Consider the following 12,572-nt stretch of genomic DNA (forward strand, 5'->3'; position numbering starts at 1 on the left):
GAATATATCATGTATAGAGATTCATTGCAAGTGTTATTTGTAAAAAGTTATTGAAACACAAAAGAGCCTCAGCTGATATGCTGAGACCCCTTTGTTCAATACTTATTGAGCTTAAGTTCTTTTCACCCTGTTAATAGATTATTTCTGCCCTTTTTCTAATAATGCAAGGATTATGGTAACAGCCTCTGCTCTTGTTGCCTTCTGGTTAGGTGCAAATTTATTCTGCCCTACACCATTCACAAGGCCTGATTTCGCTGCTGCTGCAATATACGGCACAGCCCATGCTGGTACATCCTTAGCATCATTGAAGGTTAATGTCGCTTTCGGATCTACTGTAATACCAAGAGCACGAACAACCATAACTGCTAACTCTGTACGTGTTAGCTCCTGTGTAGGACGGAATGTCCCATCATCATAGCCACTGATAATTTGCAGAGATACAGCCTGTGCTACAAAAGACTTAGCCCATGCTGGAATCTTCGCAGCATCTTTAAAGCTTGATGTGTCACCACTGTCCGGCAATTGTAATGCACGTGCCAGCATTGTGATAAATTCAACCCGATTTACTTTCTGATTCGGACGGAAAGTATCATCCGGATACCCGCTAACGAAGCCAGCTGCTACTGCTTTCTCAATAACTGCTGCTGCCCAGTGATTGCTAGTATCCGTTAAAGTTGGCTTGTTAACTGGCGTTGCAGTTGGTGAAGGTGCCGTTGTCGGTGCTGGTGTAGCTGTTGGCGCTACTGTTGGTGTTGCTGTCGGTTTTGTTGTTGGTGTCGTTGTTGATGGCGCTGTTGTTGGCGCTGTTGTTGGTGCTGTTGTTGGTGCTGTTGTTGGTGCTGTTGTCGGCTCTGTTGTTGGCGTTGGTGTCGGTGTAACTCCACCATTCTCATCGCCCTTAACAATACCGAACTCTTCAAGAACATATGGTTTAGCCTCATTAACATTCTGATCAATCTCATAAGATACAGCTGTCAGCTTCCCTGCATCTACAGTGATACCCACAAAGGTCTGAACTTGACCGCGCATTGGACGCGTAGCATCACTTGGGTCCGCTCCGTATTTAGCAGCTGTATTCTCATTGGCTACTTCAAAGAGATTATAATACGCATCTCCCAACTCAGGTTTCATGTTCTTGTAGTAAACCTTTGCTCCTGCTGTAGCTGGAATCAGATAGATCGTTCCATCTGGGTTTACTGTGTACTCCACAGTTTGACCATTAAAGCTTTCCTTGATCTTCACTGTGTCTGCTGCAGTTCCGTCAGCCTTGATTGGCTTCGTCCGTGCATAAATATGGTCGTGGCCTTGAAGAACCAAGTCAATGCCCAGTTCAGCCATCATTGGAGCGACCTTCGCTCTTTCTCCATTAGCACCCATAATATCTTTGTCAGTAGCGTGGTTAGAGGTTGTGTATGGTCCTTTATGCATAGCGACGATAATCCACTTCGCCCCAGCAGCCTTCGCTGCTTTTACATCGGCCTTCATCCAATCCAACTGTGCTTTGCTGAAGTTAGCATATTCATCCGAATTTTCATTCGTGTTCAAGACTACAAAGTGCGCATTGCTGTAATCATAGGAATAGTATGCTCCCGTTTCTGTTGGTGAGCCTGCGGCTTCCTTAATATTGTAGTGCTCATAGAAGGCATTCGCTTTATCCTCATGGTTTCCCGCAACTGGAACAATAGTCGTATTGAGCAAGGTTTCCTGTGAATGGCCAAGCAACCAATTCCATTGTGATTCATTGGTTCCAGTATCTACGATATCTCCGTTAATCGCCACAAACTCAGCATCCGGGAATGTCGTAAGTGCTTTTGCCATCGTTTCTCCAGAAAGAATAGCCTCATCTTCCGTCTTAGCTTGTGTGTCCGCCAGGTCGATGAAAGTAAATGCACCTGTCTTAGCAGCCGTTTCGAAAGTTCCCACTGCACTCCACAACCCTAGTGCTTTATCACCTACACGGAAGTAGTATTTCGTATCAGCCTTAAGGCCAGAAGCTTCAGCTTTATGAACTAATTCATCCTTTGAATTTCTGGAAACAGCAGAACGGCCTGTAAACTCAGCTGCTTTTATAAAGTCTGGAGTAACACCCGTGTTCTCTACTACCTGCAGGTCGCTTCCTGCAGATTTCAACGCTGTGTACCATGTGAATCCTTTTGCACTCACTGGGTCGCCGTTAAAGGTAACGGTAACTTTTTTGATAGAATCGGTAGAAGCAATTTTAGCTTCTGAATTGGTTCTGTCACTTACAGCTTTGATAACAAATTGATAGGTTTGGTTCGGATTAGTATTTTCTACAGTGTAACTGTAAGAAGTTTGACCTTCCGTATTAGGAACACTGACCGTCCAGTTTGCAGATACCAGATCATTTTGCTCATAAATGCGATATCCTGACACTGGTGCGCCAGATGCAGGCGCATCCCAAGTTAACGTGATTTTACCGCCATCTGCTACAGTAGCTTTTGCATTTTGCACAGGTTTAACAGCTACGTCAGATTTATGAATGCTGTATTTATCATACAAGTCGGTAGTTCCACCAGTTGTCGTGGTGTAGGCTTCGTATGAAAATTCATTATTCGTTACAGTCATTCCTGTGAACATTTCCTTACCAGGCTGCTCGTATTTAGCGGCAAAAGGAAACGGACCTGCGCCAACATTATATTTTTTATTACCCGCTGCATTTGTAATCAGGTATAACGTACCCTTAGGATCAGTTACCACTCCGTTTTTGTCCGGCTTAATATCCGTCAACGGCTGATTGTTGTACATTTGATAGCTTCTAGTATAGGTGTGGTCATGTCCTCCGATAACCATGTCAATACCAAGCTCATCAAATACCTTTGTCAAATTAGCTCTGTAATAGAGTACATCTGTATCATTTGTGTGACTGGCAACAGAATAAGGTGATTTATGCAAGAGCACAACTTTCCACTTCTGATCGCTTTTCGCAGCTTCACTGCGCAGCCACTCAACTTGTTTATTGTAAATTTCGTTATTCTCAAGATTCGAACTAGCACCATAGTATTCTGTATTAATAACCATAAAGTGTGCTGAACCGTAGTCAAAAGAATATACAGAGCCGTCTGGTTTTGCGCCCGTATTCGAGACATTCGGTAAATTAAAATGAGTTGTGTAATTGCTATAACTCTTACTTTCATGATTACCTACCAGTGGAACCAATGGAATATTTGCTAGAATATCCTTTGGCTTGTTGAAGAACCACGACCATTGCTCCTCAATATCACCGTTATCAACCAAATCACCGGAATTCAAAATGAACTCACTTGTTGGAAATTTAGCCAAGCCCTCTTGAAGGGTATGATTCCAAATATCAAAATCACCTTCAGTTGTTCCTTGAGAGTCCGTTGTATATAAGAACTTAAATGCCTGATTACTGGAGCTTTCTGTTGTAAACGTTCCGATGTCACTCCAATTGTCAGCTTGTCCATCCCCAGCACGGTAAGCATACTCCGTTCCCGGCTGCAAATGATCAGCAATGACCTTATGGCTAGTCAGTACAACTGGTTTTTTAGCTGACTTATCCGCTTTTGTCATATACACGCTTGTTGTAACCGATGTTCCTTCGTAAGCTTGAGCACCTACCGGGAAATGACCGTCCACTAATTTAGAAGCTTCTACTACTTCAAGTTTGGTACCCGTCACACTCTCAGGTGCATACCAGTTGAATCCCATACTAGTCTGAGGGTTTCCGTTAAAAGTCAGTGCGATGGACTCAGGCTTACCAACACCAGGTTCTACAGGTTCTACTACCGGATAAGCAATCAGGTTCATATCCCAATAGAGGTCAGAGCTACCATCACTCGACTGATGCACCTCAGCTGAAAGCTCATTACTTCCGTCCTTCAAGTTAGCCTTTACTACTTCGGTAATGTCTACCTTAGTATATTCGTTTGGATCACTTAAGTTAGTTGAACTCTTTGTTTGAAAATTAATTTCGCCCGCTGGCATAGCCTCACGGTAGATTTCTTTACCGTTCAAATATAGTACTGCTCCGTCATCAAATGCGAAATTACCCAAGATTTTATCGGATTTCGCAATCTCTTCCTTATTCACCGTTACGTTTGTACGGAAGTAAGAAGTACGATATTTCAAACTCTTATTAGAACCGTAGCTTATATTTGTGTTCAGAGCACCAAATTGCTTGCTGCTGACTCCGGTTCCATTATCTTTATACCCAAGCGGTGCTTGGCCAGACGCCCATGTTGAATCGTCGTACACGGACCGCCATACCGTTCCTTGATCTGTTCCGTGATCTAGATACTTCCACGTAGAATTCCCTGCCAATAATGTAACAGGCTCTAGCGATTGTAATTGCAGTAGTCCAGCATCCCCATTGCTGTCTTCAGCATAAGCTGGTATTCCTGTGAATGTAATTCCCAGTACCATAACGAAAGCTAAGGTCATGGATACAGCTTGTTTAAATAACCTGTTCATAATCAGTCTCCCTTACTGTTCTATGAAATGCTTGCATCCATTTATAGTAACTATTAAATATTTTCGCAATGTCTTTATAAACATAGAAGTTTGTAAAGTACATCGTGTATGTATTCCTGCAAAAGTGGTTACAGTAACGGCAAGGTTGCCATTCAAGGAGGATAAACATGGACGATACTCATGCTTTTGTAGAAAAAGTACATGACACCCAAAAGAAAGCTGAAAAGAATAAAGAAAACCATGGTAAAAGTACACCAAGTCAAAAGCTGCCAAATAAACAGCACAGTAAGTAAAAGCGTTTAAATCATTGACTCCCAAACACGACAAAAAAAAGCAGCAAGCCACTCCAACTACGGGAGACTTGCTGCTTTACTTTTTAAGGCACAAAGATAGGTGCTAATGAGGGCTTATTTCGTCCATTTCACTACATTCACTGCTACTTTTTCTAATTGCGTCTTACTCAGTGTTTTATTCGGGGAACTAATCGTAACAAAACGATCATCCAGTTTATAGGTCAAGAACAACGAATCACTGGAGGGGCTGTACCACTTGGCTTCTGTACCATTGGAAAGCTTTACGGTATCGCCTTTGTAATCATAGGAGTAGTCACGTGGAGAAACGTTCACCCTCATATGGTTGAACAATAAGTACACTCCATCTTCAGAGCTAGCTGCTTTTTGAAAAGCGTCACCACTCACCATTTGTGCTGGTGCATAAACCGTTTTAAACCCATCGAAATTTGCAAAAGCTTTAGAAATTTGTTCTTTTTGAGCGTTGCTGTACTGTACTGGTGTTAATGTATCTTTATCCGGCACCACAGTTCCAGTACCCAGAATAACCTGATTATTCACCGCATCAAAGGTCACAGGCACCTTCATCACATCAGCAATCGCACGTACAGGAAGATAGGTTGTATCGTTATAAGTAATTGGCGCTAATGAGTTTCCTTTATTATCTACTGGTGTATAAGCTGTGCCATTCACCTTAAATCCAATGCTGTGATTGAGGTATGCCGTAATTTTCTGAAGTTTAGTGCCCGCGTACACACCAGCTGATCCTGTGACTGCCATCCCAAATACCATCGTTGCTATAAGTAATTTTTTATTTTTCATAAGTAAATCCTCCTTAGAAGTTCAATCTTTGTTCTTACTTTAGCTCAAACGAAATAAAATTATGTCTCTAAGTTGTTTCTAACTTGTACCCATTTTGTAAAGAAAAAAATCATGAAATCAATCATTTATATAAAATAAAAACAGCAACCCACTTATCCTAAAAAGGATCGTATGGATTGCTGTTAGAGATTAGCCTTGATACGGTGTTGTAACCTTATACACTTCTGTATATAAAATTTCTCGATAAAGATCGAATTCTTCCTCATCGACAGGGTTAGGGTAAGTCATGATTTGAAGCGGTAAGTCAGCATTTCCCACACGCAGAGGGGGCTGCACATACGCATAAGGATTTAAGTGGAAACCCAGTCGCTCATAAAAGCCAATTCTCCGTTGCTCCATTTCACCCAGTGGCGGTTCAACTTCAAGAAGCACAGGCTTGCCTGACTGACGGATATACTCCTCCATCAGCTTTTTACCAACGCCTCCACCTCTAATACTTGGGTCCACTGCGATATGTTCTACAAATCGAAATCCTGGAAACTCCCAGCAAGCTATAAAAGCAATGATTTTCCCCTCAGCATTCACTTCGGTAATCAATCGGTAATGTGAAACATCCAATAACTCCTGTTGTCCCTCATAGGTTCTGATCTCGGAGGTAGGAAAAGAGGCTTCCATAATAGCGAATATTTCATCAAAAGTTGTGTGATTCATAACATAGTTCTCACTTTCTGGATTTATATTTACACAAGTTATCTTAACCTTCTGAACCCTATGATATCAAATTTAAGCACCAAGGTACTAGTACCTGGTACTAGGATAACGTGCTATACTAAGCATAACCGTTATACACATCTTGTTTTATATAGGAGAGGTTCATATTGAATAATCAGCAGTGGATCGCACCTGAGTACTACAATCTCACTTCGGAAATGGAACGCCATACTCCGGAAAAGATTGCGCTTAAGTGGTTGAATGAACAAGGAGACTACGAGGAGATCACTTACGGAGATCTTCGCAAGCAAGCTAACCAACTTGCCGGAGGGCTCGCAGCACTCGGCCTTCAGCAAGGGGATCGTGTTCTTGTAATGGTTCCCCGTCGAATCATCGCTTATGTCATCTATTTAGCATGTCTGAAGCTAGGACTTGCCATTATCCCTTCATCAGAAATGCTTCGCGCAAAGGATTTATCCTATCGTCTGCGGCATTCCGAAGCCAGAGCTGTTATTGCCTGGTCCGAGGTCACTGATGAAGTTAATAAAATCTCGGACGATCTGCCTGCTCTGGATTACCGTCTTTCCGTATCCGGCGACCCTGAAGAGCTCGGTCATGGATGGCTAGATCTGGAAGGCCTAATGATTGATCAGTCCGATAAATTCACAGCAGTCGAAAGCCACCGGGACGATATGGCGATCTTGGCCTATACCTCTGGAACCACTGGCAACCCTAAAGCAGTCGTTCACAGTCATGGCTGGGGTTATGCTCACTTACGTATCACATCGCCTCAATGGCTCGATATCAAAGAAACTGACACCGTTTGGGCAACAGCAGCACCGGGCTGGCAGAAGTGGATCTGGAGCCCCTTCCTAACCGTCCTTGGCAACGGGGCGACCGGTTTTGTATATAGCGGATCTTTTCATCCCAAAAAATATTTGCAGCTGCTACAAGATCATAACATCGAGGTATTATGCTGTACGCCAACCGAATATCGCTTGATGGCCAAATTAGAAAATCTCAATCAGTATGACTTGTCCCGCCTTCGCTGCGCGGTTTCCGCTGGAGAGCCTTTGAATCAAGAGGTCATCAACACCTTCCAGCGTGAATTCAATATCACGATTCGTGATGGTTACGGTCAAACAGAAAGTACGCTTATAATCGGTACTCTCAAAGATACTCCAATTCGAATAGGTTCTATGGGTAAATCTATTGCTCCGGGTCTAGTTGAAGTGGTAGATGAGGACGGCATTCCGTTACCTGCTGGAGTTGTTGGAGACATCGCAGTGCACTTAAGCATGCCAGCGTTATTCCATACCTATTACAAAGACCCCGGCAGAAAAGAAAGCTCTACTCACGGCGAGTTCTTCATAACTGGAGACCGGGCACGGAAAGATGAAGAGGGTTATTTCTGGTTCGAGGGCCGTGGAGATGACATTATCATTAGCTCGGGTTACACCATAGGTCCTTTCGAAGTAGAAGAAGCCCTTATGAAACATGCTTCGGTTAAGGAATGCGCAGTCGTTGCAAGTCCGGATGAAATCCGCGGACATATCGTTAAAGCTTTTATTGTACTAAAAGATGAGACCGCCGCTTCTCCAGAGCTTGTGAAGGAGCTGCAATCCCATGTTAAAGAGTGGACCGCACCTTATAAATATCCACGCAAAATCGAGTTCATTCCAGATCTTCCGAAGACGACCTCCGGAAAAATACGGAGAGTAGAGCTTCGTGAGCAGGAGAAACGTGCCGCGCAGGAGTAACATAACAGTAGATATTGAATAAACAAAGAGCAGCTGGTCCGTAATAGGACTGCTGCTCTTCTTTATAGGGTACCAGCTTGTTACTCGGACCAATATTTCGCATCCGGGTTTAGAGCTGCACCTACTTCGCCCTCTTTTACTAAATCGCAATCGAGGTATCCCTCTTCATCCAGGAAATAAACCTCCTGCTTGTAGAACTCACATAAAGTCTCCAGGAACTTTTCAGGTGATTCATACATCACAATGAGATCCCCAAAATCATGCAGCAGGTCACATACGCGTTCCACACCATCTGCAGATTTATAGTAACAAATGAAGTCGCTGCCGTAGTTCGTTAAGATCGGCAAGATAACTCCATCCACTTGATGACCTTTTTCCTCCAATATTCCAGCTAAAATCTTCATCTCTGCTTCATATTCATTAATATGAATTAGACGATACCCTGGAATAAATTCGATTAGACTTGGTTCTTCTTCCTCACTGCTTGTGCCTGAAACCGTGTTATAAATGGCCTTCAGCAGTGCAGGGGTTTCCGGGAAAACCGACGTAATCTTCGCTTCGTTATCACCTTGGCCTAAGCTTGCAATATAGTCGGGACGTAATTCAGCAGAAAGCTTAAGGTATTCTTGAAATTGTTCAATTAATTTGTTAATTTGCATGTTGTCATCCTTTACTTGTTCGAGGAATTCCACATCTTCATCAGCCAAGCGTCAAAGTCAGCGCCCTTTTCGCCTTCGTAAATATCGTACACGTCGATTCTCATCTTTTTCAGCTTCTCTTTGAAATCTTCGTACGAATGATCTCTTGGCAAGCTCTTCTTGATTCTCAGGAGTATTTTGGATACGCCTTTTACTAGCTCCGGTTTATTCTTGGACGGTGCTTTAACATCTTCGCCGAATGCCTTCAGTTTAAGGTAAGCTGCTTCTTGAACTGTATATACAGGATCGCTCTCCATTAAACGCGTCAGGATATCGATAATTTGTTTGTGGTTAGTCTGTCCCAGTTCTTCAACAGCTTCTAGACGGGCTCTCCAATCCGCAGAGCGGTTGGCAGCTTTCTTTAATTCCTCGTAATTCTCCGGTAGTCCATTATTGTTCAGTTCTTCGATCATTCCGTTCAATCCCCTTCTATTCAAAACTATCTATCTAACATTAACAGTATAACCAACCATTGCGCAAGCTAAGAGAGGAAGATCTTTGCATGACCTTTTTCTTCGAACATATTTCCACTAAATTGGGGTAAAGTATTCGAAAGATAGTGTCCCGCAACATTCTATAGGCTCTTTACGTTAGTTAACTAGAGAAATATAGATCAAACACACCAAGGAGAGTGACCTAATTGAAAAAACATACCTTCATTCTAGCGTTAACTATTGTATTAAGTGTAGTGCTTAGCGCCTGTTCCAGTGGTAACAATGAAGCCGTTGTCGAAACCAATCTGACGCCGAAAGAAATGATCGACGAGATGCTCGCAAAAGTGGAACAGCCTTCATTAATGGAAGTTGAAGAAGATATGGTGGCTCAGCTGTACCATCTAGCTCCATCATTACTTGAAGATTATAGCATTAGAATGCCAATGATGAATGTGAAAAGTAACGAAATTGCCATTTTAAAAGTTAAAGATGCAAAAGATATCTCTACTGTCGAAACCGCCGTCAAAGAGCGTGCGACTGATATTCAAAAGCAATTCGAACAATATCTTCCGGATCAGTATGAGAACGCCCAAAATTATAAGCTGGTCACAAAAGGAAATTACATCTTATTCGTGATTTCGGAGAGTGCTGATCAGCTGGTGACTGAATTTGATACCTTGTTTACTAAAAAATAACTAGCGATGGTATTCAGCAGCCTACTCTTTCTATTCCTGTTTCTGCCGGCTGTCCTTGCACTCTACTATGTTTCGCCTTGGCGAATCAAAAACCTCATATTGTTCTTAAGCAGTCTGGTGTTTTATGCTTGGGGCGAACCGGTCTACATTGTAATTATGTTGCTGTCCACCATTACCGATTACGGCTTTGGTCTACTTCTTAGTAGACCGAAGCTGACTACGGTACAGCGCAAGTGGATTGTGGTTAGCTCTATGGTTATTAACCTGGGCTTATTGTCGTATTTCAAATATGCAGATTTTCTCATCCAAAATGTAAACGAACTCCTCGGTACTCATATCCCATTAACTGATTTACCACTACCTATTGGGATTTCGTTCTATACTTTTCAATCCATGTCCTACATCATTGACGTTTACAGAGGAACTGCTAAAGCACAGCGGAATTGGATTGATTTCGGTACGTTTGTAGCCTTGTTCCCACAATTAGTAGCCGGGCCTATCGTTCAATACAACACCATTGCAGAACAATTACGAGCGCGTTCGGTGGATATCTCCATGTTCGCAGCGGGTGTGCGAAGATTCATTATCGGACTAGCCAAAAAAGTGCTGCTTGCCAATAACATCGGTTTGCTTTGGCACACCGTTTCCAGCTCCAATCTAGATTCCATGCCTGCTTTAACCGCTTGGATTGGCATTATTGCATTTGCTTTTCAGATCTATTTTGATTTCAGTGGATATTCGGATATGGCGATTGGCCTCGGACTTATGTTCGGCTTCCGCTTTAACGAGAACTTCAACAAACCTTATATTTCACAGAGCATTACCGACTTCTGGCGGAGATGGCATATTTCCCTTAGCAGTTGGTTTCGTGACTACGTATATATCCCGCTTGGAGGCAACCGCCGGGGTTTAGGCATTCAGGTGCGCAATATCCTCATTGTCTGGCTGTTGACGGGAATCTGGCACGGAGCAAGCTGGAATTTTCTACTCTGGGGATTATACTTTGGGATTATTCTTATCTTCGAAAAATGGTGGGGTTTAAAGCTACTAAGCCGCCTACCGCAATGGGTTAGGCATCTCTATGCCATTGTGCTTATTCTCATCGGATGGGTCTTGTTCGCCTTTGAAGAACTTCCATTGGTGCTTAGTTACTTGCAAGCGATGCTTGGCTTTAACGGTCAGCCATTGTGGAATACCACTACTTTATACTTTACATACACAAACGCGATTCTACTTGTGGTACTAACTTTAGCATCCGTTCCTTTGAAACTCTCCAAGCGTATGGATGATAGATCGATTCCTTCTCTAGTTTGGTATGGCATGCTGTTCTTCCTATCTGTCGCTTATTTAGTGGATGCTACCTTTAACCCATTCTTATATTTCCGATTCTAGGGGGTGATTGTTTATGAAGCAGAGGACGGATCGAATACTAGTGGCGGGATTTGTCGCGACGCTGTTTCTGGTGGGTATAACCTTTTTCTTATTGCCAGTTCAACGTTTCTCTGAGCTAGAAAACCGATATTTGCAAAGCGCTCCCCAACTGACATGGGACAATTTATTATCCCACACCTACGCGGAAGAGGCGGAAAGCTTCGTAACCGATCACTTCCCTTTTCGAGCCAAATGGGTATGGGTGAAATCGGCAGTGGAGCAAATGAGGTTGCAGCAAGAGAATAACGGAATTTATAAGGGGAAAGATGGCTACTTATTCGAAAAATTCGAGGCACCTGATCACAATAAGGTTCAGCAATATGCAGCGGCTGTGAAACGTTTTGCCGATAAAAATGCAGCAGCCAAAATGACCTTTCTGCTTGCGCCGACATCGGTAGGCTTGTACAACGAACGTCTGCCCTGGCTAGCACCCGTATATTCGCAAGCCGAGGTGAATCAAACGATTGCTAAGGATGTAGGGGATAGTTTAACTTTTATTAATGGATTTGATGTTCTTGCTCCACATGCCGCAGAGCCCATTTATTATCGGACCGATCATCACTGGACAACCTACGGTGCTTATTTGGCTTACGTAGCTTATGCTAAAAGTATGGGATGGCAACCTCTGTCCCAGAGCGAATTCGAGATTGAGACGGTAAGCGATTCGTTCCTTGGAAGCTACCATACGCGGAGTCAATTTAACGGAGTGGCGCCAGATTCCATTCAAATGTATAAGCCTGTTCATGATGTATCCACCAAGATGCACATTGTGGATACTAATGAGACTTTATCAAGTATGTACGATCCAAGCTATCTGGCGAAAAAAGATAAGTATTCTTATTTCCTTGGCGGCGTTCATGCTCTCATGAAAATCACAAGCCAGCTTGATCCTAAAGTGGTCAAACAGGAGAAGCTGCTTGTCATCAAAGACTCTTATGCACATAGTGTGATCCCTTTCCTGACTCAGCATGTACCGGAAATCCACGTGATCGACATTCGTTATTATAACGGAAGTATCAGTGAGTATATGGCTCAGAATGAGATCAAGGATGTATTGATGCTTTTTAATACAGCTACTTTTGTTGATAATGCTTCGATCTTGAAGCTGAATTGATGGTAGGGTGATGAATATGGTGATGGGGCGTAACTGCGGGAATGTTTGGACTTTCGGTCGCTGTTGTCTCCAGATGTTTTTGATTTTACCGCTATCAGCGGATAACATCCGGAGACAGCATATGCTTCCGATGCGAGCTTTCCTTCGGAAAGCTTTCAGGCGAAC

Annotated in this window: 10 protein-coding genes; 5 read left to right on the top strand and 5 right to left on the bottom strand. The window is 43.0% G+C overall.

The window, feature by feature from the left end; translation table 11 throughout:
- Positions 1–138: 138 nt before the first annotated feature.
- Positions 139–4,452, bottom strand: coding sequence for an S-layer homology domain-containing protein (locus tag CA600_RS31995; protein ID WP_256990059.1), 4,314 nt, complete (start codon positions 4,450–4,452; stop codon positions 139–141).
- A gap of 167 nt (positions 4,453–4,619) precedes the next feature.
- On the opposite strand from CA600_RS31995, the gene CA600_RS29250 reads away from it, so the two are divergent.
- Complete coding sequence (locus CA600_RS29250; RefSeq protein ID WP_052404154.1) at positions 4,620–4,745, top strand: DUF4023 domain-containing protein; 126 nt, start codon at positions 4,620–4,622, stop codon at positions 4,743–4,745.
- A gap of 114 nt (positions 4,746–4,859) precedes the next feature.
- On the opposite strand, the gene CA600_RS29255 is transcribed toward CA600_RS29250, so the two are convergent.
- Both CA600_RS29255 and CA600_RS29260 read right to left on the bottom strand, forming a co-directional pair.
- A complete protein-coding gene (locus tag CA600_RS29255; RefSeq protein WP_094874617.1) occupies positions 4,860–5,564 on the bottom strand; it encodes a hypothetical protein in 705 nt (234 codons plus the stop codon).
- A gap of 189 nt (positions 5,565–5,753) precedes the next feature.
- Entirely contained in the window at positions 5,754–6,275 is a 522-nt protein-coding gene (locus CA600_RS29260; protein ID WP_094874618.1) for a GNAT family N-acetyltransferase, read from the bottom strand.
- A gap of 164 nt (positions 6,276–6,439) precedes the next feature.
- On the opposite strand from CA600_RS29260, the gene mbcS reads away from it, so the two are divergent.
- Positions 6,440–8,035 carry an acyl-CoA synthetase MbcS gene (gene mbcS, locus CA600_RS29265; protein ID WP_094874619.1) on the top strand — a complete coding sequence of 532 codons (1,596 nt, stop codon included), beginning with the start codon at positions 6,440–6,442 and terminating at the stop codon, positions 8,033–8,035.
- A gap of 80 nt (positions 8,036–8,115) precedes the next feature.
- On the opposite strand, the gene CA600_RS29270 is transcribed toward mbcS, so the two are convergent.
- Positions 8,116–8,694, bottom strand: coding sequence for a hypothetical protein (locus CA600_RS29270; protein ID WP_094874620.1), 579 nt, complete (start codon positions 8,692–8,694; stop codon positions 8,116–8,118).
- A gap of 11 nt (positions 8,695–8,705) precedes the next feature.
- Positions 8,706–9,146 (bottom strand): HEAT repeat domain-containing protein, encoded by a 441-nt coding sequence (locus tag CA600_RS29275; protein WP_042184977.1) that lies wholly within the window; start codon positions 9,144–9,146, stop codon positions 8,706–8,708.
- Positions 9,147–9,373: 227 nt separating this feature from the next.
- On the opposite strand from CA600_RS29275, the gene CA600_RS29280 reads away from it, so the two are divergent.
- The 3 genes from CA600_RS29280 to CA600_RS29290 are packed head-to-tail and all read left to right on the top strand — an operon-like array spanning position 9,374 to position 12,407.
- On the top strand, positions 9,374–9,862 hold the full coding sequence (locus CA600_RS29280) for a DUF4358 domain-containing protein (protein ID WP_094874621.1): 489 nt from the start codon (positions 9,374–9,376) through the stop codon (positions 9,860–9,862).
- 6 nt (positions 9,863–9,868) lie between these two features.
- Entirely contained in the window at positions 9,869–11,254 is a 1,386-nt protein-coding gene (locus tag CA600_RS29285) for an MBOAT family O-acyltransferase (protein WP_094874622.1), read from the top strand.
- A gap of 13 nt (positions 11,255–11,267) precedes the next feature.
- On the top strand, positions 11,268–12,407 hold the full coding sequence (locus CA600_RS29290) for a DHHW family protein (protein WP_094874623.1): 1,140 nt from the start codon (positions 11,268–11,270) through the stop codon (positions 12,405–12,407).
- Positions 12,408–12,572 lie beyond the last annotated feature (165 nt).

Origin of the sequence: Paenibacillus sp. VTT E-133280 (assembly GCF_002264385.1) — a bacterium.
Lineage (GTDB): Bacteria > Bacillota > Bacilli > Paenibacillales > Paenibacillaceae > Paenibacillus_AQ > Paenibacillus_AQ nitricinens.